At 51.5% G+C, this 26,759-nt stretch carries 19 protein-coding genes; 11 read left to right on the top strand and 8 right to left on the bottom strand.

Going from position 1 to position 26,759, the window contains the following annotated elements:
* Positions 1-219 precede the first annotated feature (219 nt).
* The 4 genes from AB1656_27115 to AB1656_27100 all read right to left on the bottom strand — a co-directional run bounded on the left by AB1656_27115 (position 220) and on the right by AB1656_27100 (position 6,736).
* A complete protein-coding gene (locus AB1656_27115) occupies positions 220-3,597 on the bottom strand; it encodes a hypothetical protein (protein MEW6239069.1) in 3,378 nt (1,125 codons plus the stop codon).
* Between the two features lie 66 nt (positions 3,598-3,663).
* Positions 3,664-3,801 (bottom strand): hypothetical protein, encoded by a 138-nt coding sequence (locus AB1656_27110; protein ID MEW6239068.1) that lies wholly within the window; start codon positions 3,799-3,801, stop codon positions 3,664-3,666.
* A gap of 711 nt (positions 3,802-4,512) precedes the next feature.
* Positions 4,513-4,926, bottom strand: a complete 414-nt coding sequence (locus AB1656_27105) for an SxtJ family membrane protein (GenBank protein ID MEW6239067.1) — start codon at positions 4,924-4,926, stop codon at positions 4,513-4,515.
* Positions 4,919-6,736: a carbamoyltransferase gene (locus AB1656_27100; protein ID MEW6239066.1), complete on the bottom strand. Its 1,818-nt coding sequence runs from the start codon at positions 6,734-6,736 to the stop codon at positions 4,919-4,921. Before AB1656_27100 ends, AB1656_27105 begins: the two co-directional genes overlap by 8 nt.
* Positions 6,737-7,500: 764 nt before the next feature.
* Here AB1656_27100 and AB1656_27095 point away from each other — a divergent pair.
* From AB1656_27095 to AB1656_27075, 5 genes are all read left to right on the top strand, one after another.
* Positions 7,501-8,187 (top strand): redox-sensing transcriptional repressor Rex, encoded by a 687-nt coding sequence (locus AB1656_27095; GenBank protein MEW6239065.1) that lies wholly within the window; start codon positions 7,501-7,503, stop codon positions 8,185-8,187.
* Between the two features lie 128 nt (positions 8,188-8,315).
* Complete coding sequence (locus AB1656_27090) at positions 8,316-9,155, top strand: formylglycine-generating enzyme family protein (GenBank protein ID MEW6239064.1); 840 nt, start codon at positions 8,316-8,318, stop codon at positions 9,153-9,155.
* Between the two features lie 256 nt (positions 9,156-9,411).
* On the top strand, positions 9,412-11,700 hold the full coding sequence (locus AB1656_27085) for a hypothetical protein (protein MEW6239063.1): 2,289 nt from the start codon (positions 9,412-9,414) through the stop codon (positions 11,698-11,700).
* Positions 11,701-12,482: 782 nt separating this feature from the next.
* The gene (locus tag AB1656_27080) at positions 12,483-13,226 is read left to right on the top strand and encodes an RNA polymerase sigma factor (GenBank protein MEW6239062.1); all 744 of its coding nucleotides are present in this window, start codon (positions 12,483-12,485) and stop codon (positions 13,224-13,226) included.
* Between the two features lie 27 nt (positions 13,227-13,253).
* Entirely contained in the window at positions 13,254-14,003 is a 750-nt protein-coding gene (locus AB1656_27075) for a zf-HC2 domain-containing protein (protein MEW6239061.1), read from the top strand.
* A gap of 189 nt (positions 14,004-14,192) precedes the next feature.
* On the opposite strand, the gene AB1656_27070 is transcribed toward AB1656_27075, so the two are convergent.
* A complete protein-coding gene (locus tag AB1656_27070) occupies positions 14,193-14,480 on the bottom strand; it encodes a hypothetical protein (protein MEW6239060.1) in 288 nt (95 codons plus the stop codon).
* 208 nt (positions 14,481-14,688) lie between these two features.
* On the opposite strand from AB1656_27070, the gene AB1656_27065 reads away from it, so the two are divergent.
* Positions 14,689-16,590: a dockerin type I domain-containing protein gene (locus AB1656_27065; protein ID MEW6239059.1), complete on the top strand. Its 1,902-nt coding sequence runs from the start codon at positions 14,689-14,691 to the stop codon at positions 16,588-16,590.
* 164 nt (positions 16,591-16,754) lie between these two features.
* Here the strand turns inward: AB1656_27065 and mnmG are convergent, their stop codons facing one another.
* A complete protein-coding gene (mnmG, locus tag AB1656_27060; protein ID MEW6239058.1) occupies positions 16,755-18,626 on the bottom strand; it encodes a tRNA uridine-5-carboxymethylaminomethyl(34) synthesis enzyme MnmG in 1,872 nt (623 codons plus the stop codon).
* A 173-nt stretch (positions 18,627-18,799) separates the two neighbouring features.
* Positions 18,800-19,369, bottom strand: coding sequence for a hypothetical protein (locus AB1656_27055; GenBank protein ID MEW6239057.1), 570 nt, complete (start codon positions 19,367-19,369; stop codon positions 18,800-18,802).
* A gap of 431 nt (positions 19,370-19,800) precedes the next feature.
* Here AB1656_27055 and AB1656_27050 point away from each other — a divergent pair, with 431 nt between their 5' ends.
* Both AB1656_27050 and AB1656_27045 read left to right on the top strand, forming a co-directional pair.
* Positions 19,801-21,027 carry a DegT/DnrJ/EryC1/StrS family aminotransferase gene (locus AB1656_27050; protein MEW6239056.1) on the top strand — a complete coding sequence of 409 codons (1,227 nt, stop codon included), beginning with the start codon at positions 19,801-19,803 and terminating at the stop codon, positions 21,025-21,027.
* 216 nt (positions 21,028-21,243) lie between these two features.
* The gene (locus AB1656_27045; protein ID MEW6239055.1) at positions 21,244-22,620 is read left to right on the top strand and encodes an NDP-sugar synthase; all 1,377 of its coding nucleotides are present in this window, start codon (positions 21,244-21,246) and stop codon (positions 22,618-22,620) included.
* Positions 22,621-22,871: 251 nt separating this feature from the next.
* Here the strand turns inward: AB1656_27045 and AB1656_27040 are convergent, their stop codons facing one another.
* Positions 22,872-23,711 carry a hypothetical protein gene (locus AB1656_27040; protein ID MEW6239054.1) on the bottom strand — a complete coding sequence of 280 codons (840 nt, stop codon included), beginning with the start codon at positions 23,709-23,711 and terminating at the stop codon, positions 22,872-22,874.
* A 265-nt stretch (positions 23,712-23,976) separates the two neighbouring features.
* On the opposite strand from AB1656_27040, the gene AB1656_27035 reads away from it, so the two are divergent.
* The 3 genes from AB1656_27035 (at position 23,977) to bshA (ending at position 26,398) form a co-directional block, all read left to right on the top strand.
* On the top strand, positions 23,977-24,855 hold the full coding sequence (locus AB1656_27035; GenBank protein ID MEW6239053.1) for an SPFH domain-containing protein: 879 nt from the start codon (positions 23,977-23,979) through the stop codon (positions 24,853-24,855).
* 59 nt (positions 24,856-24,914) lie between these two features.
* Positions 24,915-25,094, top strand: a complete 180-nt coding sequence (locus AB1656_27030; protein ID MEW6239052.1) for a hypothetical protein — start codon at positions 24,915-24,917, stop codon at positions 25,092-25,094.
* 131 nt (positions 25,095-25,225) lie between these two features.
* Complete coding sequence (gene bshA, locus AB1656_27025) at positions 25,226-26,398, top strand: N-acetyl-alpha-D-glucosaminyl L-malate synthase BshA (GenBank protein ID MEW6239051.1); 1,173 nt, start codon at positions 25,226-25,228, stop codon at positions 26,396-26,398.
* Positions 26,399-26,759: the final 361 nt, after the last annotated feature.

Genomic DNA, 26,759 nt, shown 5'->3' with positions numbered 1-26,759 from the left:
AACGATCGAAAAAATGGAAGGGCCTATTCGCCCTTCCATTTTTATTGGAATTTGGATTGGCAAGATGGAATAAGGAAGGATGGATTTTTCTTCCGAAGAAAGTATCCCAGATGCAATCGATGGGTCAAACGACGCGACCCATCCTACGATCGTTACGCTTCGAACTTATTCAGCCTAACTAACCACTAGCCACTGGTCACTAACCACTATCATTTTGGCCTATTGAAGATCGTCGGGAACTTGTTTGTGATCCCACATGTACGGCGTATCTTGGAAGGCTTCCATCGTAATGTCGTCAACGGCCAGCGTTGCGCCGTCGAGGACGATGCCCGAAAAGGGGCCGGGGGTATTCCGGTTTTGCATTACGATCAAGGGAACGATCGGGCCTACCCGGGAAATCCATCCGCTGGCGGATACCTGCCGCCATTCCGGCGCTTTAGGCATACGTTCATTGGATATAAACGTCGCCATCTCCACGTTGCCGTTCGTCAGTCCAATGGCGAAGACGCCGCCGACTTCGTTCAAGGACTGAACGTAGGCGCGGGTCGTAACGACGCGTGGATAGAGTTTTTCTTCGATTTCATTATGTCCGATTTGCACTAGAACGCCGGAATTGGATTCCCGCCCGCTGGAGAGCATGAGAGATTGGCTATATCCGCTGGGATAAACAGTGCGATTGGCGAGTTTGGTGATGGATGCGGCGCCGCCGAAACGGAATTCTTCGATCAGCAATCCCAATCCTTTGATGTTAGATTCAAGCGTTCCATCGAACTCCACGGGCAGCCGTGTTACGCCTAGCGCCATGTCGATGTCCCGTTCGACGGGATAAATGCGGACGTTATCGACGAAGATTTCCGCTCGTCCGGATTTTTGCGCGCCGACGACCTGGATAAGGGCGTAGACATTGCCGGATTCGACGACGTCGAAGTACGTGCAGATGTATTGATAACGGCTGTCGCCCAAAATTTCCGATCCTGTAACGCTGATGTATGAAATATTCGAACTGTCCTCCGTCAAAGCCAACGTAATGACGGGTAGGTCTTTATAATTGTCGTCCGGTTTTTCCAAAGCGAACCACATGGAAATTTTGGCGGGGCCGGGCGGAAGATCGAGCCGTTGGCTTACCAGCGCGATGGCTTCGCCGGGTTCGACAGTGAAGAAAGCTCCGTAGCCGTCGGTAATGAATGATACCGGATCGGAGGGGATATAATCGAGACGAACGTCTCCCGGCTTGAACATGTTGGCGTTGATGCCGCTGATGTCCCACCCGGTTTCGCTCAGATTGGCCGCCGAAAAATTATAATTCCTCTCCCCGTCGCCTTTTTCGGGTGAGACGACGGAAGAGGTATGGACGACGGCGGCGTCCATATCGTCGGCTTGATTGAGCCGCTTGCCAACGATGGAAACGCGCAATGGCTCCTTGACCTCGCTGCCGGGAAATTCAGGAAACAGAAATACGTCGCCCCGCGCTACCAACGCCGCTTTCAATCCGTTATCCCCCGCGAAGGTAGTTTCGAAAGGTACGTTCGCTATGTTGACTCCGGGGGGGTCGAGCAGATTTCGCAGCGTATAGGGCGATACGTAAGCAAAATCCTCCACCAGCGGCGCGTCGGGAAGAATGAACTCGTTCAGGCGGAAAGTGGATATCTTGATTTCAACCTCTTCCGACACTTCGAAGATTGTATCGGACGCTCTCACAAGGAAACCGGTTTCCAATGTTTTATCGCTGGAATCGACGGAGAGAGAATTATTCATTCCTAGCGTTACTTTCGGCTGGTCCTGTTCCTGCTCGATGGTCCACGATATATCTTCCTTGGGCGTATCGCGGTCGTAGATGTAGTCGTTCAGGTTGTAAACATTGTCCAATTTTTCGTTCACCAGGCCGCGTATGTCGGGAAGATCGCGCAAGACGGGCGCCGAAAATACGACCAGATAAAGAGCGAAACTGGAATAATTGACGCCCTTCAAGTCGATAAGGCGGACTTTGACGTTATTCAAGCCTTTCTTGAACAAGTCCGTCACTTCCCAAGGCGGCTGCGGAGCGTCGAAATCGACGAAGGTTTTCGTAGCGTCGGATACGGTTCCATCGGGATGAGTTACGGAAAGAGCGATGCTGTCGCGCGTGAGCAAAGCGCCGGTTCCGTCCGTTGTGGAGGAAAGGAGAATTTTCACTTTTCGTTCGCTGGGATCGCTGGGTACGTCAAGAAAAGCGGAATTCGTATAAAAAACGTAATTCGGCCCCAGTGAATTGCCGGTAATGAACGCCGGAGCCAGTTGCCCCCCCGGCAGCGCCGTAGGCGTAGGCGTCGGCGTAGCGGAAGGATGGGGCGTCATCGTCGGCGTCGGCGTCCGGGGCTTGGGCGTCCGCGTCGGCGTGGCGGTGGGTCCCAGAGTAGCGAAAGTCGTAGGCGTCGGCGTCATCGTTGGCGTCGGGGTCGGCGGGATCGTATGCGGAGGGATATTGATGCGGCGGATGACATGGTTGCCGGAATCGGCGACGTAAAGATTCTGATAGGAATCGACGGCCACGCCCGCCGGAGCGTTGAGGATGGCGTCTTGCGCCGCTCCGCCGTCGCCGGAAAATCCAACCTCGCCGGTTCCGGCGACCCCCTCGATATTGTTCTCGAAAAGCGCGTAGCGGCGGATGAAATTATCGTCTCCGGCGATATAGAGAAAGATATCGTTGAGAACGGCCAATCCGCGGGGTTTTTTGAAATTGGGATTGATTACGTCGTCGTAGATGGTCTGGATTATGCCGTCCTTAATCATGCGGATGCGGCTTCCCAGGCGTTCGGCGATATAGACGGTTCCGTTGGCGTCGACTTCCACATCCATCGGACTGAAGAGTTGCGCGTTTTGCGGCGGCCCCCCGTCTCCGCCGTCGCCGATGACGCCGGTTCCCGCCAGCGTGGAAACGATTCCCTCGGGTGAAACCTGGCGCACTTTATGATTGACGATGTCCGCCATTAATATATTCCCTGTCGTGGGATCGTAGGCCAACCCTCCCAACTTTTGAAACTGAGCCTCGCGGGCGGAAACGTTGTCTCCCGCGTCTCCGGCGGTGGATCCAGCGAAGAGATCGATGATTCCGTTCGGTTTTACGTAACGGATTTGGTATTGCGTGGCGATGTAGACGTTGCCTAGGCCGTCGACGGCTAAGCCTCTCGGAGCGGAGATATCGGCTTCCGTAGCGTATTTGGTATTGCCGCTGGTGCGGTTGAAGCCAGTTCCGGCGAAAGCGTCCAGAATTTGGGTTTGGGGATTGAAGCGTACGACGCGGTTGTTGTTCATATCGGCGATGAGCAGCGTTCCATCGGGAAGAAACTCGACGTCTTGCGGAGAGTTGAGCCGGGATTGCGTCGCGGGTAGGCCGTCGATATTGACGCCGGGATTTCCCGGAATTCCCGCGACGGTTTCGATGGTGATGCTGGCGATCTCCGCCTGCGCCGCCGCATAGGGAAAGCTGGCATGTCTTGCCCCCACGACGCGAATCTGGGAGAAAGCTTTTCCTCCCAGCGAGTTTGTAAAAAGAATCAGAGAGAAGGCGAAAAGGAGGGTTCTGCGCGACGGGGTATACGGCCTGTTTTCGGACATCATTGTTTTATCCTGCCGAGGTTTGGTTTTCCAGGATGATCCCATTGAGGGCCGTTGATGGAAAACAAATCATTCCAGAGTCTTATAGCATTCGTCTCTTAATATCGGTAAAGGAAGGGGCAGACTTGACTCCACCCGGATTTTTCCGGCGGTTTTGCTCAAAATAAATCCGCCCGGCGGCCCGCGAAAACGAGTCGATGCGCGCAAGACGGCCGCCTAATTCCTCAATAATTTTCGATGATTCGAGAATGCTATATGCAATAGATATACCAAAACGATGAGAGGGATGACCTGTCGATTGAATTCGTAGGATGGGTCGCGTTTTCTGACCCATCATAATTATTTAATAGAGGAGGCTCTTGCAAAATTAATAAAATCCGCTTTTAAATTCTCCCCCCAAGCTTGGGGGGAGTTAGAGGGGGGTTGATTATGTTAGACTTAAAGCAACCCCCTCCTAACCTCCCCCAAGCATGGGGGAGGAATTATTGAGTTTTGCAAGAGGCTCAGAGGAGTAATTGATGGGTCAAACAAAGTGCCCCATCTTACGATTTAATAACTCATGTTACGCAGCCAGTACTTTCATGCCATCGAAAAATCGTTCGAAAAGGCGTTGGGTTTTAAGGATTATTGCTCTTTTGATTCGCAAAAAGGCTTGAATTCCACGAAGTTTCTCATCCCAGCCTTGAAAGGAGTTCCTATTTTAATGCCCTTTTAAAGGGGCAAACGACAATAGCCAGCCGTTTTAACGGCGGGTTTATGAAGGGATTCCTTTTTCGTGTTTTTCTTTTTCATTTCGTGTTTTCGTGATTCTAACGACGATAGGAAGAGATTCATTTAAATTCCCATCGTGCGTAACATGATTTAATAAGTTTTATAAAGAATCAAGCGGGCCGCCTTCTCAACCCATCTTCTAAAAAATCAGAATTGGCGTTCGAAATGCTTGGGATTGTATTTTTCCTGGGAGCGATCGATCCAATAGCTTTTTGCTTCCGGTTCGAAAATTCGATGCATTGGATCGCGGCCAATAATTCTTTGAATAACGGAAATGGGGATAAACATAAAGAAAAAAATAAGAAAAAGGATAATTCGCGAATTGAGCCATCCCAGGAATAAAGCAAATTTCATCCAATACTTATAAACAGTCCGCAGATTCTCGGGGAAAACCAAAGCGGGAAGCAAAAATACTACTCCCGCGATCGTCCACAAAAAATAGGCGGTCATCCAGTGTTCCCGCCAAACGGCGATCAGGCTTAGGAGAGCGATTACGCCCGCCATCAAGCATCCGAATTTTCTCAAGTCTTTAGCGCTAAGATCCAGGTTTGGTTTAATCAAGAGCGAATTCCTTCCTCCAGTCGGCGTCGTTGGCCCAAGCGGGTTGTTCGCGTTTGTCGATGATGCAACGCCCCATGATAAGATAATCCATCTCCGTCCGCATGAAGCAGCGGTAAGCGTCTTCCGGCGCGCATACGATTGGTTCGCCGCGCACGTTGAACGAGGTATTGACCAGCACGGCGCAGCCCGTTTTCGCTTCGAACGCCTTGATGAGATCGTAGTAGCGCGGATTGTCTTCGCGGGCGACCGTCTGCACTCTCGCGGAGTAATCGATATGAGTGATGGCCGGAATGTCGGAGCGGGGGATATTCAATTTCTCGATGCCGAAGAGTTTTTTCTGTTCCTCCGTCATGGGGATGAGGCGGGATTTCTGCACCTGCGCCACCAGCAGCATATAGGGAGATTCCACATCCATCTCGAAATAGTCGTTCACTTTCTCCCTCAGCACCACCGGCGCGAAGGGGCGGAACGATTCCCTGAACTTGATCTTCAGATTCATCTTGGATTGCATTCGCGGCGAACGGGCGTCGCCCAGAATGCTGCGGCTTCCCAAGGCGCGGGGACCGAATTCCATGCGTCCCTGGAACCAGCCCACGACATTTTCGTTCATGAGCAACTCCGCTCCCCGAACGGCGAGTTCCTCTTCCGTAACTTCCTTATAAGGATAGCCATGCCGATCGAGAAACTGCCTAATCTCCTCGTCCGAGTGCATGGGACCCAATAGCGCCGCGCGCATCAGGTCGCGCCCATTTTTGGACGGCTGCGGATGGTTAAGATAGCGGTGGTAAACGCTTAGCGCCACGCCTAACGCCCCGCCCGCGTCTCCCGCCGCCGGTTGGATCCAGATGGATTCGAAGGGGCCTTCGCGTAAAATCTTGCCGTTGGCCACGCAATTCAACGCCACGCCGCCCGCTAGGCAAAGGTTTTTCATCCCCGTCTCTTTGTGGACATGGCGAGCCATGCGCATCATGATCTCTTCCGTCACTTCCTGCACCGAACGGGCGAGGTCCATCTCTTTTTGCGTTACCAAACTTTCCGGCTGGCGCGGCGGTCCGCCGAAAAGTTTGTCGAAATTCTCGCTGGTCATGGTGAGGCCGGACAGGTAATTGAAATACTCCATATTCATCCGGAACGATCCGTCTTCTTTCAGATCGAGCAGCTCGTCCAGTATGGTCTTTACGTATTTCGGCTCCCCGTAAGGCGCCAGGCCCATGACTTTATATTCCCCGGAATTGACTTTGAAGCCGGTGTAATAGGTGAAGGCGGAATAGAGCAATCCCAACGAATGGGGAAAGCGCGTCTCCCCCAAGACCTTCAACTCGGAACCGCGTCCCCAGCCGTAAGTCGTTGTCGACCATTCTCCCACGCCGTCAATCGTCAGAAACGCGGCTTCCTGGAAAGGCGAGGGATAGAAAGCGCTAGCTGCATGGCTTTCATGATGATCGCCAAAGAGAATTGGCCCCTCGTAATCGAAGGAGTCTTTAATCACTTTGGGCAGCCATAGTTTCTCTTGCAGCCAAAGCGGAATCGCCATAAGGAACGATTGGAAGCCCGCAGGGGCGACGGATAAATAGGTTTCCAATATCCGTTCGAATTTGACGAAAGGCTTATCGTAAAACGCCACGTAATCCAATTGGTCCTTGCTGACGCCCGCCGACTTCATGCAGGCTTTGATGGCGTGAGTGGGAAAAGAAGCGTCATGCTTCTTGCGCGTAAATCGCTCTTCCTGAGCGGCGGCGGCGATCTCTCCGTCCTTAATCAAGCAAGCGGCGCTGTCGTGGTAGAAGGCGGATATTCCAAGTATATTCATCGTTAACCTTATCTTTTTTTCCCCGTAGCATCCATCGTCTTGAAACTATTTTGAATCCAAAAATCCAATTGCCAAGACCCAAAGCGCTCATCGGCAGCGAATAAGGCGATAGAACCTCATCCCGCTATCGGCTTCGTTTCCCAGGCGTTCACCGAACAGTCTCGCCGATGCTTCCGATAGATAAATATATCCTTATCCGAAACGAGCATGGGACTTTCATTAGAATTATGCTAAAATCCCCTTTCGATTTGGGTTGAATATCTTTATAAATAGAGGCTCTTGCAAAATGGATAAAGTCTACGCTTTAATTCTCCCCCCAAGTTTGGGGGGAGTTAGAGGGGGGTTGATTTTGTTAGACTTATCTCAACCCCATCCTAACCTCCCCCAAGCTTGGGGGAGGAATTATAGAGTTTTGCAAGAGGCTCAGTAGTCAATTAGAATCGCCGTTTCGAATCGAAGAAAAACACGAAAAAAAAGAAAAAAAATTGGCGCATGGGATCACGCCGTGAATTGCGTTGTTCCGTGAAATCCAAAAAAATCCGCGATATCTGTGATTCAAAATTTCGTGGAATTCGAGTAATTTCGTGGTTTCGTGATTCAATAACGCATAACAATGAAACCCTTCCTGCTCTTTTGACCAGGCGAATTCGATAGGTCCGAAAAGGCGTAATAGAAGATAAAAGATTTTTATTTCAACATGCGATTTCATCGGCGGGCCGGTTTTTTCTCATAACGACAGCATTCTCACACGAATGGGGACAGTAATGAATTCTGGCGAACATCCACCAATTTTAAGCGAAGCCGCTTTGATCCGCATGTCGAGATACCTGAATGTTCTTCAGGAATTCCACCACAAGGGCATTCCTCAAATCTCGACGCGCAAGCTGGCCGATCTTTTGGGCGTCAATCCCGCCGTAGTCAAACAAGACTTTCTGCCCTTGAAAGTTCGCGGGCAGACCGGCGTCGGATATGAGGTCGCGGTTTTGCTGGAAACCATTCGGGAAGTTTTTCTTTCCCGCGGATCGCTCTCTTTCGCGATCGTGGGTTTCGGCAATATCGGCCAAGCAGTGGCCAATTACATGGGATTCGAAAATCAGGGCTTCAAGATGAAGGCGATTTTCGACGTCAATCCCAAATTCTACAATTACTCCGTGCGCGATATTCACGTCAACGACGCCGAAAAGATGGTGCAAATCTGCCGGGATCTGGCGATCGACATCGGCGTGGTTTGCGTTCCCGCTCCCGCCGCTCAGGATGTCGTCGAACGTCTAGTGGAAGGGGGCGTCAAGGGAATTTGGAATTTCGCTCCGACGGAATTGGTCGTTCCCGAAGGCGTGATCCTGGTGCACGAACATCTTACGCGGGGATTGCTTACCCTATCTTACCATATCGCGCAAAGACTTCGCGGAGAAACGATGATCGTCGAAAGCGCACCGCCGCCGGAGGAATAAGCGGCCCCATGTCCTCTTTCTTGCGCTTCAAAAAAAGGGGCGGATATATCAACCGGCCCTTTGTTGTTTTTTATCTCCTTTACTTGTATTCTATGGATAAAAATTTAAAGCCAAGGAGGTAGAAAACGATGAGGATTCAACGATCGATCCGCCAATACCGCATCGTAGGCGCGCTCCTGCTTGTTTTTTTTATTCTATCCTGCGCCATGACGCCGGAACAATCCGCCAAGACAAAAGCCGCCACCGCCGAATTTACGGTCGATTTGCCCAATCTTCCCCAAGGCGCCGTTCCCCTGCGCCTCGTCCGCATCTCCCCCGGTTCCTTCCTCATGGGCAGCCCGGAATCGGAAGCAGGACGCGAAGCGAACGAAGGCCCCCAACATCGCGTAATGATTTCCAAGGATTTCTATTTAGGCGCTTACGAAATCACCCAAGCGCAATGGAAGGCATTGATGGGCAACAATCCCTCTACGGACGCCGGCCGCGATTTTCCCGTCAATAAAGTCAGCTGGGACGACTGCCAACACTTCATCCGCCAACTCAATTCGCTTAAAACAGGCGGATGCTTCCGGCTGCCTACCGAAGCCGAATTTGAATACGCCGCCCGCGCCGGTACGCAAACCGCTTCTTATCTGGGCAATGACGTTTCCGATGAGGATTGGGAAAAATACGCCTGGTTCCGCAACAATTCCGACGGCGAATTGCACTCCGTAGGCCAATTGAAGCCCAATCCATTGGGATTGTACGATCTGTTCGGCAACGTATGGGAATGGTGTCAAGATTGGTACGGCCCCTATTCGCCGGATCCGCAGATCGATCCGATCGGTATGGATTGGGGCGAGGAAAAAGTCATGCGCGGCTCTTCCTGGATGGGACGTCCGGAATATCTGCGCAGCGCCGACAGAGGCAAGTTTCCCCCCGATTCCCAGCGCAACACCGGAGGCTTGCGCATCGCCTGGTCGGAGTAGGGATTTTGAGACTTTGAGACAGGGAGACTTTGAGACAGGGAGACTTTGGGACAGGGAGACTTTGGGACAGGGAGACTTTGGGACAGGGAGACTTTGGGACAGGGAGACTTTGGGACAGGGAGACTTTGGGACAGGGAGACTTTGGGACAGGGAGACTTTGAGACTAGGTGATAAGTCTCCAAGTCCCCTTGTCCCACTGTCCCTAAGTCTCCTAGTCGTTTTTGTTAGGGTGACAAGGGCAAGGTTTTTTCTGACCTTGAGTTATTCGTTTGAAGAGTGGACGAAGGTGAAGATTTGGCGGGATGACAAAGATGTAAATGTTATCCGGCGAGGGAGAATAACCGCCCTCGCCGGCGATTGGCTTTTTCGCACCCAAACCAAACGCTTCGGTTTATGCCTCCTCTTCGCCCTGGCGCAAGGCGCGATCTTCATTGGCGCGCAATATAATCTAACCGGCGCTTTATCCTTTCCCCTTGACGATTCATTCATCCATTTGCAATACGCCAAACAAATGGCGCGCGGCGCCTATTTTCAATACCATGACGGCGAACCGGTCAGCGGCGGCGAGACCAGTTTTCTCTACGTCCATGTTCTGGCTTTCGGTTATTTAGTAGGCTTTCATGGAATTGGCTTGATAATATGGTCGCATATCATCGCCTTGTTTTCCGTGGCAGGCGTGTTTTATTCTCTCCTCCGCCTTGGCGAGGATTTATCCCGCCCTTGGATCGGCTTATGCTCGGCGGGATTGGTTTTCTGTTCTGGGTATATGGCGTGGGCATTTTGGGGGGGCATGGAAATCGCCCTTTTTACGTGTTTGCTTCTTTTTTCGTTCCATTGGCTTTTGCGCAACGAAGGATACTCTCCCCTCCTAGGGCTGCTGTTAGGATTGACTGCCTTGAGCCGCCCCGAAGGCGTCATTATAGCGGCGGTATTGATCTTTTTGTTAGCCATGAAAAGCATTTGGAACGGCTCCTGGCGCCAATGGCATGTTCAAAGCGAAAAATTCTGGTCGTCTCTCCTATTTCTCTTCTTTTCACTTATCGGTCCGTCTCTGTTCTATCTTCAAACAATGGGCCGATCGAGCGGCAACGGTCTTGTCGCCAAAAGCCTATTCTACAATCCTTTCATGACGCTCTACGAAAAAACGGATACATATCTCTCTAACCTCTTCGCCATCGTAAAATTCTTTTTCGGACATCCCTCCATCACTCCCTTGGCGGGAGAATATATCCTTCCCGGCTTGTTGCTATTCGCTTTTGCGGGATGGCTCGGCGTCTTTCTTTCCCGTAGTTCGCAAGGAAAATGGATTGCTCTTTGGCTGGGTGCGCCGATAGCGGTCTCATTAGCCGCCGCCGCCACGTTGGAAGTCTGGTCGCTGCATAGTTTCCGTTATCTTGTCCCCCTCATCCCTCTGTTTCTATTGATGGGCGCCGCCGGAATAGATGTTTGTTTCTCCTGGATCGCCGATCGCTCCTCCATTCCCGCGTTGACGATAGCCGCCGCCGCTCTATTAATTCATATCTCTTATTTTCCCCATTGGATCGCCCGCTTCTCCAATCAATCGGCGACGATTTACGAAAAACAGGTTCAAACCGCCCATTGGCTGGTTCATAACCAAATTCCCGGAACCATCGCCATCAACGACGCAGGCGCCCTCGTTTATTTCGGCGATTTTCCAGCCTACGATCTCGTAGGTTTAACGACCAATGGCGTAACGCTTCCTTATCGCTTGGGAGAAGGGGCGCTTTATGAAGAATTGGAACATATCCCCCCAGAGAATCGTCCCCAGGTTGCCGCCGTCTTCCCGCTTTGGTTCAAAGAAATGGCTCGCACCTACGATATTTTTTATCGTCCGCTAGTCGAATTTCCCGATCCTTTCGATAAATCCTTTGAGAAAACCGTTTATCGGATCAATTGGGAATATGCGGGAATGGAAGAATCTCCTCGCAATGCAACCATAAAACCTGGCTGGACGGTTCGGGATTTTCTGGACGCCGCCGATGTGCATTCGGAAAAGAATCACAATTACGCCTGTAAGACGAATGGATGGCGCCATCCGGAAATTCCCATCCCTTTCCGGCGCAATTTTGGGTATCACGAGGAGATCGACGAAACATGGCCAAATATTGAGAACGAACGGGAGGAACTGATTCCCCGCTTGCGCCAGCAAGGAATTCTCAACCGCTACGATATTGTCGACGCTGGACGGCGCATAAACGGGGAAGAATCGTTCAATCTGTTCAATCTCACGCCCGGCGCTCCCGTTCATTTGATCTTGCGCACTTGCGATAACACCGGCAAAGCGGAAACCTTCGCCTATCGCATGGAACTTTTCGCCGACGACGTTTATCTTGGCGAATGGAATGTTTCCGGTACGCCCTGGAACTGGCGCGAAACGGTTTTTGACATCCCTGGCGAGTCGGTAAAGCGCACATGGCTGAAGGTTCGCATCGTAAACCGGGGAACTCTTCTGTTCCCTTATTACGATTCTTACTTTTATTGGGCATGCCAGGATGAAGCCAAATTAGAACTCAACAATACGTGATTTTACTGTCCCGAAATTCGAAAATGAGTTAAGATATTGAATATAATTCATTATTTTTCAATAAATTATGCTGTAAAAAATAAATCGAAAGACCGATTAATGAAATATTATTATCACATATTACGGCTTTAAATAAGCAACGAAATTCTAGAATCTGCGTATTATATTTATTGGAGGCTCTTGCAAAATGAGTAAAATCCGCTTTTAAATTCTCCCCCCAAGCTTGGGGGGAGTTAGAGGGGGGTTGATTTGGTTAGACTTAAAGCAACCCCCTCCTAACCTCCCCCAAGCTTGGGGGAGGAATAATGGAGTTTTGCAAGAGGCTCATTGGATAGACGAGTATTTAACTCATCGAAAACTGGTTATTTTCGATGTAAATATTTGAATATTTAAAACAAATAAGTAAAAAAGGTTATCCAAACGTCTAATTCAATCGTTATTGAAAAAAGGCGGATAGAATTGATGTTTTCAATGTTTTTTATGCTTTCCAAAAAAAGAACGGTGAAATACTGTCTCTCATAAATTCAATAAAGCGAGGTTCTTGCAAAATGGATAAAGTCTACGCTTTAATTCTCCCCCCAAGTTTGGGGGGAGTTAGAGGGGGGGTGATTTTATTAGGTTTAAGGCAACCCCCTCCTAACCTCCCCCAGGCATGGGGGAGGAATAATGGAATTTTGCAAGAGGCTCAAGCGATAAAAAAATTGAAAAAAATAGTTACCAACCCAAGATGAATACGTTTACCCAATGCGTTGCTTTAGTAACGATCGGTGAGGATCATTATCGTGGTAAGAGCGTCCATGAGCGTATTGGGAAGCGTAGTCGACTCGGCCATCGCGGCAGGCGCGATCAAAGCCGATGTCTGGCCAAGCCGATGGGAAAGAGGGGCTGAGGGCGGCTGCAAAGCCGAAGATGGCGCCCAAACTATGAAGTGGGATTCAGATGCGACGGATGAGCAACTGATGCTGGCTTGCCAACGGGGAAGAGACGACGCGCTTGATGCTCTCTACCAACGTCACTACCGCCCTGTTTTGATGTTCATTATCCGCACCATACAAGATCGCCACCTGGCGGAAGATCTCGTCCAGGAAACCTTTCTGCGCATCTACAACAATCGGCAATCCTGGAAGCCGCGCTCCAAGTTCACTTCCTGGCTCTACCGCATTGCCAGAAACCTCTGCATCGACGAGAAAAGACGCTACTGGAACCGTATGGTGCATTCCGATTCCCAAATGAAGGAAAGCGATGACAACGGCGGCAGCTCCTTTCTCGACCGGGTGGAAGACGCAGCCGGCGACGCCCGCGACGTATTCGCCGTAAAAATCGACGAAGAAACCATAAAAAAAGCGATCAATTGTCTATCGGAAGAACAACGGGAAGTTATAATATTGAATAAATTTCAAGGGATGTCTTACATCGAAATCGCAGAGATACTGGATACGACTCCGGATTCCATCAAACAGCGCGCCTACCGGGCGCATTTGAAATTGCGGCAAATTCTGGAACCGATGTTGCGGGAATATGCGTGATAGGGTGATAAACGGCCAAGAGAGAGAATGACGATGGTAGAACGAAGCTGCCCCTATAACCATGAAAGATTGACCTCCTATGCGTCGGGAAATCTTTCCCACGCCGAACGCTCCGATGTGGAACATCATTTGGCCATTTGCGCCGAATGCCGTCAGGAGTTGAATGAATTTCAAAAAACCTGGCTGGCGTTGGATCTTTGGCAAGAAGAATCCGCTCCCGCCGCTCCTTGTTTGCAGGATTTGCGCTTCCGCATCGCCGCCGCCAAACAGAGCCAATCCTCCTGGAATAAAGTGCGTAATTCCTTGCGCCTTCCCCAAGGACTATTCCGCCTCGCTCCTGCGATGACGTTAGCCGGCGTCATGGGCGCTGTGTTTCTCTACCCCTGGGTCCAACAAACCCAAATGGCTGTAGTGCAAAACGACGTCCCGGAAAGCCGCTACTCCAGCGAATTGATCAACATGGCCGCCGAAGCCCTCACTCGCGCCGATATCAAACAGAACGATCGACAGATAGCGCAGAATAACGAAAACGCCCTCTCCGAGACCGATCTTGAAGATCAATTCAATGACGCCCTCAATAGCAGGCAATATCAACAAGAACGAAATAGGATGCTGACAAGCGCCCGCCCCATTGGCCGCCTGGACACCCTTTCCTTCACCAACGTAGGTTATCGCCCCACCGCCGCCATCATTCCCGCCCACGAAAACAGCGACGCCGTAAGACCTACCGCCCTTTACCAGACGAATAACGACCAATCCATCCGCCTCGGCGACTGATCGTTCTCGTATCGGCAGCCAGCGGTTAACAACTCAGATTACGCTTATGAAAACGCGGGCGTCCCGCCTGCATTATCGATAGTACACCGACGATTCCCAATGAGATTAACATCCCCAATTTCGGCGAAGATAATATAACGGATACTGAAATCTCCCCCCTCGTCAAACGACGATTTGTATCATCGTCAATCATTTGTCATTATCTTCCCGCGGCTCCGGTTTTTCTTTAAACGGCGGCGCGCCGATATCGCTTCTTTCTTCCTTTTCTTCCATGATTTCTTCTTGGGCTTTTCGAACGTCCGTCTCAAAAAAGGAATGCAATTCATGAAGCGCGTTTCCGACAGCCGATCCGCCGGAGCCGCTCCTGCGCCGGTAATAAATCCAGCCCCGATCTTCCAGCCATAGAGCCAGCCGATGCAAAGCCCATAGAAACGCAGCGAAAGCGGTGATGATAGCGATATTCAATAGAATTTTCATAGCCAATCTCTTTCCAATTTTCTAAAGAAACGTGGATGATTACATAGAGTAACTTGCTCCTGCTGCGAAAACCCTCAAAACGCCTTTATCCAATTTTTTTCTATCATCTTATATTCCTCATTCCTCATTCCTCACAGGATAGTCATTTCCATCACCTGACGATACAATGAAATCAAAGCCAAAAACTAAGATCGGGTATTTGATTTTTATGCGAATTGGAAAATTCGGGTTCCTTATAGGATTATTCGCTTCCGCCTCATGGGCGGGAGGCCCGCTTTCGGTTTACAATGGATCGCCGGTAACCTGGAAGCCCAATGGAAAAACGCTTCTCTATCAGGTGGATCAAGGCGCCATGGGTCCGCTGTCCAATTACCAGGCCATAAATCTTATACAAACCGCCTTTCAAAAATGGAGCCGCGTCGATACATCCACGCTCGCCTTCGATAAAGCCAAAGACGTCCTTTCCGAAGACGTCACTTCCAAAAATTACAATCGCATCGTCAATAGCCTCCCCAGCGACGCCAATCCCATCATCTTCGACGACGACGGTTCGATCATCGATCTGCTCATGGGTTCAGGTTCGAAAACGAATATTTTAGGGCTTACTTCCACATCGATAAACAATAGCGATATCGTCAAGGCGCAAATCGTCTTCAACGGATATTATTTCGAGCGGGAACATTACTCCCAAACCAAAATCCAGGCCACCTTTCTTCACGAAGTCGGCCATGTCTTCGGATTGGATCATTCGCAATACTCGCGGCATCTTGCGCAAGACGGAATCGGCTCGAACGACGGAACGATATCCGTCCTTTATCCCACCACGACCGACGACGACAGCCAACGGCAGGAGCTTTCCTTCGACGACAAGATCGCCGTTTCCAACCTCTATCCTACGATCTATCACAAGAATTCCACCGGCAGCATTCGCGGAACCGTAAAGCGAGGTTCGACGGAACTGCCGGGCGTCAATATTATCGCCCGCGACGCAAACGATCCCGTGAGCCGCATCGCCACCACGGTTTCGGGAACCTACAATAACCGGGGAGCTTACGAAATCGCCGGATTGCCTCCAGGAAAATACGAAGTAATGGCGGAAGCGGTCGATTCCTATTTCAAAGGCACGTCCAGCGTAGGACAACACGCCGAACAATCGAACAGCCCCTCTTTCAGAAACCCGATCAAAGCCCAGTATTATTCCAGCGGCGGCGCAGCCCGTAGCGCGGAGACGATCGTCGAAGTGAAAAGTTTGAACTATACCTCGGGCATCGATATCTCCGTGGAACAAGCCAGTTTGCCGAGCGACGAAAACTATACGTACTTGATGGGATTGAATTCCAAAACTGTGGGCGGGGCCAAAGCGGGATATTATGCCCCCTATAAATTCCTCCTGGCGCCTTCGGGATCGGAGGGAAGCGTCAATATCGTCTTCGATTTCGACCAAAATTCCAAATACACTATTGATATTGCAAGAGAACTTAGCAATGGCGGATTCAAAACGTTTACCGTCAAAGATACGGCTCTCCAAAAGATCGTAACGCTAAGCCAACAAGGCGATGTTCCTTTGGAAAAAACTCGCTATTTCATCTCCATCGGCAATCGCGGCTCTTACGATTTTACTTTCACCATCTCCAGCCGAATCGCAACGCCAATACCCTCGACGCCCACGCCGCAACCGACGAACACGCCCACCCCCACGCTGACTCCATCGCTCACGCCTTCGTCCACCCGCACGCCGACATCCACGCCTAAGCCGACGTTTACACGCACGCCAACCCATACTCCCATTTCAGTCAGTACGCCTACAGCCGTCTACACTCCCACGCCGACGAGTACGCCTACGGCATCCGTCACCCCCACGCCGACGGATGCGCCCACGCCCGCCCCTCTCTGCGGCGATGTAAACGGCGACGGGAAAATCGGGATAGAAGACGTAATTTACATCCTACGCTTGAGTATCGATCTGCCCGTCGAGGTTCCTCCCGGTGTGACGATGGAAGAAATGCGCTGGACTGCCGACGTCAACGGGGATGGGAAGATCATGGCCAACGACGCCATTCTCATCTACCGCAAAATCGCCGATCCCAACCTGAATTTAGGCTGCCGGTAAAGCAGAAATGATCGTATTCCATATTCTGCTGAAATAGCCGTCTAAAAATCCCTCTACCAAGATGGGGAGAGGCTAGGTGAGGGTTGATTAGTATATACTTATCCCCCTCACCCTAACCCTCTCCCAAAGGGCGAGGGAATAGGATTTCATAACGTGAGATAGCCTCACGCGGCGGGATCTTCTTTCGCATATTTCATAACGCTGACCCATAGAACGGTGATATCCGCAGGAAAGATGCCGGGTATGCGGGCGGCCTGGCCAATGGTGGCGGGCTGGACGCGTTTGAATTTCTCCCGCGCTTCCTTGCGCATGACGGCGATGCCGTCGTAATCGATATCGGGGGGAATGCGGCGGCGGTCCGCCTTGCGGTCTTCTTCGATCTCCTTCTGCTGGCGTTCGATATAACCCTGGTATTTAGTTTCGATATCCAATTGTTCCAAAACGCGGGGATGATAGGGCGAAAGATCGGCGCCGAAGCGGGAAAGATCGCCCGGCTGCATATTGGCGCGGCGTAGGACGTGCAAAAGCGGCGTAGGATGGGATATTTCCCCTATCCCCAGCTCGGCGAAACGATCGCGTATGCTCTCGCTGGGAACGATTATGCGTTGCGCCAATTCTTCGCGCAGGATCGCGATATCGCGCTTCCAGCCCAATATTTCTTCATGCCATTCGCGCGGAATCAAGCCTAAGCGGCGGCCATATTCGCTCAGCCGGAAATCGGCGTTGTCCTGGCGCAGCAGCAACCGATGTTCCGCCGAGGAAGTAAAGAGCCGATATGGCTCCTCGACGCCTTTGGTAACGAGATCGTCGATAAGCACGCCGATATAGGCTTCCTCTCGTCCTAAAATCAGCGGCTCCTCGCCGCGCAAACGCAAGGCGGCGTTGATTCCCGCCATGAGTCCTTGAGCGGCGGCCTCTTCGTATCCCGACGTGCCATTGATCTGTCCCGCAAGAAACAATCCCGCAAGGCGCTTGCTTTCCAGCCAAGGATAGAGTTCTTGCGGATTGGAGAAATAATATTCTACCGCGTAGCCGGGACGCACAATCTCTGCCCGCTCCAAACCGGGAATCGTGCGCAAAAAAGCCAATTGCACATCGCGGGGCAGACTGGTGGAAACGCCATTTGGGTAAATGAGGTTGCTGTCCAATCCCTCCGGTTCGAGAAAAACATGATGAGAATTCCGGCCGGGAAAGCGATGGATTTTGTCTTCGATCGAAGGGCAATAGCGCGGACCAATGCCGGAAATTTTCCCCGTATACAATGGCGAACGATCGAGGCTGGATGCGATGATATCGTGTGTCTGCTGATTGGTGCGGGTGAGATAGCAACAGACATGATTCTCTACGCGCATTTCCGGGTGATAGGAAAAAGGCAGCGGCGGCTCGTCGCCCGGCTGTTTTTCCAGAGAAGAAAAATCGATGCTGTCCTTGGCCAGACGGGCGGGCGTACCCGTTTTCAAGCGCCCCAGTGAAAAGCCCAGTTGCGTCAAACTTTCAGCCAGCGCCAGCGACGGCGCATCGCCGATGCGGCCTCCCGGCGCCGCTTCCATGCCGAAATGCAAGAGGCCGCCGAGAAACGTTCCCGGCGTCAGAATGACCATGCGGCCGTCGATTTCGCGTCCCTGGCGGTCGAATACGCCTTGCAACTCCCCATTCGCCGTTCGCAGCCCGGCGCATTCGCCTTCCCCTAGATCGAGATTGGGAATAGATTGCAACTGCTTTTTCATCTCCGCGCTGTAACGATTCAAGTCGGACTGAGCGCGAGGCGAGCGCACGGCGGGGCCTTTAGAGGCGTTCAACATACGGAATTGAATCCCGGCGCGGTCGGCGATGTGAGCCATAATGCCGCCTAGCGCATCGATCTCGCGCACTAGCTGCCCCTTGGCCACGCCGCCGATGGCGGGATTGCAGGACATCTTGGCCAGACCATCGATCGAGAACGTTATTAGCGCCGTCTTGCAGCCCATGCGCGCCGCCGCCGCCGCCGCTTCGCAGCCCGCATGGCCGCCGCCTATAACCAGAACGTCGTACTTCAACTTATTCTCCTAATATAGGCGAGATTCTTGCACAATGGATAAAATCCGCTTCTATATCCTCCCCCCAAGTTTGGGAGTTAGAGGGGGGATTTTATTAGGCTTATGTCAACCCCCTCCTAACCTTCCCCAGGTTTGGGGGAGAAATAATGGAACTTAGAAAAAGGCTCTACGCCCTACTTTTTCATCGCCCGCGTTTGGATAACGATGGCGCGAAACTCTTCTTTCTCCTGGTTGGCGATGACCCGCCCATCCTCTTCTTTCAATGTAATTGGCTGATTGGAGGCGACGATGTATTGATCTTTTGGAATAACGAACTCGAAGGCATGGCTGGTTTCGCAGATGATGACGTTACGTCCCGCCGCGTCGACGCTCAAGTATTTTTGCGGCAAATTCACTTTGACGGTAATGCGCAGATTTTTCTTGGCGCCTTGAGGAATAGGGATTTTATAGGGAATCTGCAAGACGGGTAGATTCGTTTCCTTATCGGTGAAAATTTCACAATCCAATTGCATATTATTGGAAACGTCCCAAACCGATTCCACCTTAAATTCCCCAGCCGTAGCGTCATGGATAAAGCCGCCTTGCGGGAAATAAAAGTTTTTCCCTCCCGCCTGGCTGTCGGCCAATTCGTAGGTCAACCGCACAGCCCGTTTGGACAGATCGAGTATTTCCATCCGCAAATCGGCCCAGGCGCCGCTCGTGAAAACCGCCATAATGATTCCCAGCATCCAACTTCGCCGCATCGCTGAACTCCTTTCGCGCAATAGAAGCCGCCATATCTTTGAAAAAGAAAACGGCGGCTTGCTATTTTTCTTTCCGTTAGAGTAGTATAGAATCTCCCGAAGAAAATGGCGATGCTCCCTGTTCAGACAAAACAGGCGGGAACCATCCCTTTCGCAGATATCAGTAACTCATGTTATACGCAATGAAAAACATAAAATGGAGTTATTTCGTATTCGTATTGAATCACGAAAACACGAAAGAAAAAAAAGAAAAACGCGAAAAACATAAAACGGTTGGCGCAAGAGATCGCGTAGGGAATAGTTTTTTCCGTGAAATCCAAAAAACATCCGTGTTATCCGTGATTCGAAAATTTCGTGGAATTCGCGCCTTTTCGCGCTTTCGTGATTCAAAAACGTTTTAGGCGAACACCTATCGTAAGGAGAGAAAAACTGTGGCTCAATTGGCAATCAAAGGCGGAACGCCCGTCCGCACCGAACCGTTTCCTCCCTGGCCTGTTTATGGCGAACCGGAAAAAGAGGCCTTGATCCGAACCCTCGAAAGCCGCGAATGGGGCATCGGATCCCCCGCCATAAAGGAATTCGAAGAACAATTCGCCGCTTTCTGCGGCGCCAAATACGCCGCCGCCTGCACCAATGGAACCGAAGCCATCTCCATCGCCTTGCAAGCGATGGGCGTCGGCCCCGGCGACGAGGCGATCATACCGCCTTACACTTTCATCGCCACCGCCATCGGCGTGTTAGCGTGCAACGCCATCCCCGTCTTCGCCGATATCCATCCGGAAACGTATAACATCGATCCCGAAGCCGTCCGCCGCGCCGTCACTCCCCGCACCAAAGTCATCATCCCCGTGCACATCGCCGGCAATCCAGCGGATATGGACGGCATCATGGCCATCGCCCAGGAACATAATCTATTGGTGCTGGAAGACGCCGCCCAGGCGCATGGCGCGGAATGGAAAGGGCGCCGCGTCGGCGCCATCGGCAACGCGGGAACCTTCTCTTTTCAAACCACGAAGAACTTATCGTCCGGCGAAGGCGGCGCCATCGTCTCCAACGACGAGGAACTAGCCGACCGCATCCGCAGCTTCGTCAATTGCGGGCGGGTGAAAGGCGGCGCCTGGTACGACCATCACGAAATGGGCGGCAACCACCGTCTCGGCGCATTTCAAGCCGCCGTATTGCTGACGGGAATGGAACGCATCGAAGAGCAAATGCAAAAACGCGAGGAGAATTTCGCCTACCTCAGCCGCCTGTTCGAAGATATCGAAGGCGTCTCCTTCACCGGCGCTCACGCAGGAACCACCCGCCGCGCCCATCATCTCGGCGTCATTCGCTACCAGCCGGAAGCCTTCAAGAATCTACCCAAGCCAAAATTCGCCGAAGCGTTGGAAAAAGAAGGAATCCCTTGTTCTACCGGCTACCTGCCTTTGCAGAATTATTCCTATTTCCAACATTTCGCGGAAAAGACGCCCGCCTACGCCTCCCTTTACGCAGGCAAGTTCAATTTCGATCCCTCCACTTGCCCTGTATGCGTCCGCGTCTGCGAACGGGAAGGCGTTTGGCTATTTCAGAATATGTTTTTAGGAACAAAAAAGGATATGGAAGACATCGCAGAAGCAATAACCAAGATTCAGCAATACGCAGAAGAAGCACTTTGAAAAGGGACAAAGGGACAAAGGGACAAGGGGACAAGGGGACTTGGAGACTGGGTGACTGGGTGACTGGACGTTAAGACAAGGTTATTTCTGCCCTTGAAACATCCCATGTTTTTCATCATTCATCATTCATCATTCATCATTCATCATTTATGATTGTAGGGTGGGCTCAAAGCAAAGCGTAGCCCACCATATAATACGCAAGGGTGGAAACTAACCATGATCGAAACGGCAATTATCCTCGCGGCGGGACGCGGAAGCAAAATTTGGCCTTATGGCGATACCTGGCCTAAAGCGGCGCTGCCCGTCGCCAATCGGCCTATCATCCGCTGGCAAATCGACACCCTCAAAAAGTGCGGCGTGAAAAATATCGTCGTAGTAATAGGCCATCTGGGCGGACAGGTGCGGGACGCCGTTTCCGGCCAAGCGGGCGTTCAGTGCATGGAACAGAAATCGATCGGCGGAACGGCGGACGCCCTGATGATCGGTCTCGCCTTCGTCAAAGATCAGGAATTCGCCGTTATCTACGGCGATGTTCTCTTCGCGGAAGAGGATCTGCGGTCCCTGCTTCAAGCGGCGCCTGATAAAGAAACAACTGCCGCCCTGGTGCAGCCGCTGGGCGCCAATCCGCCTCACGAATGGCTCTGCGCCAACCTGGAAAACCAACGCATCGCGCAAATTCTAGGGCATCCGCGCGAAGCGTCGCATCGTCTTTGCGGCGCCTACCGTCTCTCGCGGGCAATGCTTCCCCGCTTGGCAGACAATCCCGGCCTCATGACCTCGGTGGAAGTGGGCAATATGCCGCCGCTGGAATCGGAACTAGCGGAATCGATCAGCCGCTTCATCCAAAACGGCGGAACCGTGCGCGCCGTGGAGACGAAAGGCTATTTTATCGATATCGATAAGCCCTGGCATCTGCTGGAAGCCAACTCCGCCATGCTCAAGGATATGGGTTTGAAGCTCCTAACGAACGAAATCGCTCCCGGCGCTAAAGTGGAAGAGGGCGCGGAAATCGCGGGGCCTGTCGTCTTGGGCGAAGGAACTTTCATCGGTCGCGGCGTGAAGATTAAAGGCCCCTTGTGGACGGGCAAAAACGTCAAAATCGTCGATGGAGCCATCGTCGGCGCGAACACCATCATCGGCGACGGCGCCATCGTGCGCGAATATTGCAAAATCGAACCGGAAAGCGCCATTGGCGCCCGTTGCGTCGTCGGCCACGCCGCCGAATTCGGCGGCATTCTTATGGACGGCGCTTACTCCTATCACTACGGCGAATATTGGGGAATCATCGGACGATCCGCCGACCTGGGCGCGGCTACGGTTTGCGGCAACCTGCGCTTTGACGATCAAAACACCCTGCACCGCATCAAGGGAAGGCGCGAGAATCCCAACTCCCACTGCGCCAACGCTTCCTATCTCGGAGATTACACCCGCACCGGCGTCAACGCCATCCTCATGCCCGGCGTAAAAGTCGGCCCCTACAGCATCATCGGCGCCGGCGTCATTCTGCAGGAAGATTTGCCCAACAATACGTTAATCTACGTCAAACAAGAATTAGCGCGCTCAACCTGGGGACCGCAAAAATACGGCTGGTGAAAAGAGAAGACTGGGTGACATTGTGACTGGGGGACTGGGGGACAAATCTATACACCCATCACTATTTATTTCATTGCTTTTAAAATTCCTCTCCCATGATGGGGAGAGGTTAGGTGAGGGTTGATATTATTAGACTTATAATTCCCTCACCCTAACCCTCTTCCAGAGGGCGAGGGAATTATAAGTTACAATCTTATTGCAGGTTGGTATTAATCCCAAAGTCCCACAGTCCCAAAGTCCCACAGTCCCATTTAATAATTCGCCCAATCGCCTACCGCCGTCACCGTCTCAAACCGGCTTGGTTCCGCCGAGATTTTTGCCAAAATTCTTCCCTCGTTAAGCGCCGCCGATTCGATACGAATCCCCGCCGCTTCGCCCGCCAGAATGCGCTCCAGCGGTTCGAAGCGTAGGACGATCAAAGGACCGCCGATCTTATCTAAAAAAGTTTTCCCCGATAATTCGATGAGGATTTTCTCCGTCTCTTGCAGAATGGACGCCGTCCAATCGGAGGGGATAAAACCTTTTTCCCATCCGGCGAAGCGCATCCTATTCTCGTCAAACCCCACAGCCGCCCGAAACGAATTTACCCCGCTAGCATCGTCGATCATGATAGGAACGGGAATCGATGGCCCCGCTAGGATGCTGCCGGGAAATGAGATAAAACGGGAGTCCACTTCAATCCGGCCATCTGCGATCGTTGCACCGATTCTTCCGTCATTTAGCAAGGCGGATTCCATGCGAACAGAATCCATTAATTCGGCGTTATTCTTGATCTTAAAATGCAGAATCATCAACGACCCGCTTTTCAATAAAGGCGCGGCGCCCGCCATCGCAATCGTTACTTTTCCGCTAACCCCCTGATTGACCGCCGCCATCCAAAAAGCGGCAGCCTCACCCAAATCGTAAGCGGCGTATTCCAATATCGCTTCATCGTAAACCACTGACGCTATCACGCTGTAAACGCCGTCCGTATCGCCAATTAAAATGGGAAAATCGAACCAATCCCTCGACTCGGACGAAAACGAATCGATCGCAAAAAAAACATACGCGAACAGAAAAAATAGCTCGAATATCATCAAAAAACGCTTCATGAACAACCCTCCATTATCATGATCGCATTACAATTATTATAATTTATATTTCATATTTTCTTGAATATCAAGTACTTTCCATTCATTTTAGCAGATGAAAATTTGATTTTCTTTCATAACATGACAAGACAAAATTCGAATCATATTCGGACAGAAAAAATAAATATATAAAAAATTCTCTCTTGTATTTTTATATAAATGTGATATCATTTAGGTATCAAAGAAATATTATTCCATTCAATAAATAAGTTAAGGAGACAAAGTCATGACCCAGGAAATTGAAAAAAAATCGATATCGGGATGGTTGATGCTTCTCCCCTCCATCATTGTATTGGCGTTGATTGTTTGGTTTATCAACCAAGGGATTCATACTGCCATTGCGCAGGGAAATCCTTGGGAATTTCTTTATGCAGGCATTTGTCTCATCGTCTTTATTTTGCTATGCATTGGCTTTTTCATCCTCAATCCCAACCAGGCGGGAGCGATTCTGCTGTTTGGCCATTACCTGGGGACGGTAAAAACCAATGGCTTTTGTTGGCGCAATCCCTTTGCCATCGTCAAGAAAATATCCCTGCGGGCGCGCAATCTCAACGGCGAGAAATTGAAAGTCAACGACAACCACGGCAATCCCATCGAAATCGCCGCCGTCGTGGTGTGGCGAGTGCGCAATACAGCGGAAGCTCTCTTCGACGTAGACGACTACGAAGATTACGTGGAAGTGCAAAGCGAAGCGGCGGTGCGCCATCTGGCGGGACGCTATCCTTACGATTCGGAAGATGAAGTGGTTTCCCTGCGGCAAGGGACGGATGAAGTGAATCGCGAATTGCAAAAAGAACTGCAAGAACGGCTCGCGCGCGCCGGCGTCGAAGTCCAGGAAGCGCGCATCAGCCACCTAGCATACGCTTCCGAAATCGCCGGGGCCATGTTGCGGCGGCAACAAGCGCAGGCGGTCATCGCGGCGCGGAAATTGATCGTCGAAGGGGCGGTGGGCATGGTGGAAATGGCGCTGAAGCATCTCAGCGAAAAACACATCATCGAGTTGGACGACGAACGCAAGGCGGCCATGATCAGCAATCTGCTCGTCGTTCTCTGCGGAGAAGAAGCCGCCCATCCGATTGTGAATACGGGGACGCTGTATAGCTGATTCGAAAAAGTAGGATGGGGCGCGTTTTTTGATCCATCGTTTTTTTAAGGTTGTTTGCAATGTCGAATCGAAAAAGTTTTCTCTTGCGATTGGATCCTCGGCTATGGGATGAACTCAATTCCTGGGCGGCGCAGGAATTGCGCAGCGTCAACAGCCAGATTGAGTTCATCCTGCGCGAGGCCGTCATGCGGAGAAGAAAAATCAATTTAAATGAAAAAGAGAAAGAGAAGCCGATGTAAATCGAACTCGCATTGATTCTTCCCTTCCCTTGCATTGACGCTCGCCATTTCCGCGTTCCCCTGGAAAGAATGCCAAATCAAGGCAAACTCTACCTATATAAGATCGGCGGCGGCGCCGCAGGGGACAAATCATGAAAATCGGAATCGTATGTTATCCATCCATCGGCGGCAGCGGCATCGTGGCCACGGAACTGGGCATTGCCCTTTCGCGGCGCGGGCATCAAATTCATTTCTTCAGTTATGACGTGCCTTATAAATTGGAAGGCATTACGGATCAGTTTCATTTTCATCACGTCGACGTTCCTCTCTATCCTCTTTTCCGTTTTCCGCCTTATACGCTTGCCTTGGCCTCCAGCATCTACGAAACCAGCCGCCTCGATCCACTCGACATTCTTCATGTCCATTACGCCATCCCCCATTCCACCTCGGCGCTGTTGGCGAAGCATATGCTTTGCAGCCGGGGAGAGCAAAAGTTGAAAGTCGTTACTACTTTGCACGGCACCGATACGGAACTAGTAGGGCAAATGCCCTCCTACAAATCCATCGTGGAATTCAGCATCGATTCCAGCGACGTTGTTACCGCCGTCAGCGAATATCTCAAGCAATCCACCCTGCGGCAGTTCGAAATCGGCCGGGATATCCACGTGATCTACAATCCCATCGATACGGACAGGTTCGCCCCGCTGCCGGACAAAAAAACAAAGTGTTTCTGCGCCCCGAAAAATATCGTTCACATCAGCAATTTCCGCCCCGTAAAACGGTTGCCGGATATCATTAAAGTATTCGATCTGATTTCGGCTGTATTACCCGTCCGTTTGATTCTGGTGGGAGACGGTCCCGATCGTCTAGCGGCGGAACAATTGATCGACCGGCTGGGGCTGCGGGAAAAAGTAGAGTTCCGGGGAGCGCAAACCGACGTAGCGGCCACGTTGCAAGAGGCGGACCTGCTGATATCGGCATCGCAAACGGAATCCTTCGGGATGACTATTGCGGAAGCGATGGCCTGCGAAGTTCCCGTAGTGGCGACGCGCGTCGGCGGCGTGCCGGAAGTAGTGGAAGACGGCGTTACCGGCCTCTTGGCGCCCGCCGGTTGCATTCAGGGTTTGACGGAAGCGGCCATCCGCATCCTGGCGACGCCCGGTTTGAAGGAACGCATGGGAAAAGCGGGCCGGCGCAGAATTCTCGAACATTTCCAAGTCGATAGCATTACTTCGCAATATGAAGACCTGTACGAACGCATCCTCGAAAAAGAGGATGAAATCTGTCCCAAAGCCATGCGTTCGAAAATTGTAAAAATGGCCTAGTACCGCTTATCCATGAATAGGCCATCCTATGGAATTGTCTAAAATACGCATTACGCATCTTGATTTTTCGTCAAATCGAACCAACCTTCCTTTCTAATCCTTATTTCCATTCATCCGCACAGATAAACGTATATGTATGTATGTAGGGCGGACTTAAAACGGCGATAGGGAGACAAGGCGACATGTTTGTAGGGTGGGCTCAAAGCGAAGCGTAGCCCACCAGAGGAGACTGGTGATAGGGAGACAAGGCGACATGTTTGTAGGGTGGGCTCAAAGCGAAGCGTAGCCCACCAGAGGAGATTGGGAGACAAGAAGACAAGTCCTCCAGTCCCAAAGCCAGAGGCAAAGAAGCATAGCCCGC

The organism is Candidatus Omnitrophota bacterium, assembly GCA_040755155.1.
Lineage (GTDB): Bacteria > Hinthialibacterota > Hinthialibacteria > Hinthialibacterales > Hinthialibacteraceae > JBFMBP01.
The sequence above is the reverse complement of the archived record's forward strand: the minus strand, read 5'-3'. Positions and strand labels throughout refer to the sequence as shown.

Bases quoted from the DNA above. Each gene is read 5' to 3' on its own strand.
- AB1656_27035 (MEW6239053.1), top strand. From the start codon at position 23,977: ATGACCCAGGAAATTGAAAAAAAATCGATATCGGGATGGTTGATGCTT.
- AB1656_27090 (MEW6239064.1), top strand. From the start codon at position 8,316: ATGAGGATTCAACGATCGATCCGCCAATACCGCATCGTAGGCGCGCTC.
- AB1656_27075 (MEW6239061.1), top strand. From the start codon at position 13,254: ATGACGATGGTAGAACGAAGCTGCCCCTATAACCATGAAAGATTGACC.
- AB1656_27115 (MEW6239069.1), bottom strand. From the start codon at position 3,597: ATGATGTCCGAAAACAGGCCGTATACCCCGTCGCGCAGAACCCTCCTT.
- AB1656_27095 (MEW6239065.1), top strand. From the start codon at position 7,501: ATGAATTCTGGCGAACATCCACCAATTTTAAGCGAAGCCGCTTTGATC.
- AB1656_27030 (MEW6239052.1), top strand. From the start codon at position 24,915: ATGTCGAATCGAAAAAGTTTTCTCTTGCGATTGGATCCTCGGCTATGG.
- AB1656_27040 (MEW6239054.1), bottom strand. From the start codon at position 23,711: ATGAAGCGTTTTTTGATGATATTCGAGCTATTTTTTCTGTTCGCGTAT.
- AB1656_27100 (MEW6239066.1), bottom strand. From the start codon at position 6,736: ATGAATATACTTGGAATATCCGCCTTCTACCACGACAGCGCCGCTTGC.
- AB1656_27045 (MEW6239055.1), top strand. From the start codon at position 21,244: ATGATCGAAACGGCAATTATCCTCGCGGCGGGACGCGGAAGCAAAATT.
- AB1656_27065 (MEW6239059.1), top strand. From the start codon at position 14,689: ATGCGAATTGGAAAATTCGGGTTCCTTATAGGATTATTCGCTTCCGCC.
- AB1656_27070 (MEW6239060.1), bottom strand. From the start codon at position 14,480: ATGAAAATTCTATTGAATATCGCTATCATCACCGCTTTCGCTGCGTTT.
- bshA (MEW6239051.1), top strand. From the start codon at position 25,226: ATGAAAATCGGAATCGTATGTTATCCATCCATCGGCGGCAGCGGCATC.
- AB1656_27055 (MEW6239057.1), bottom strand. From the start codon at position 19,369: ATGCGGCGAAGTTGGATGCTGGGAATCATTATGGCGGTTTTCACGAGC.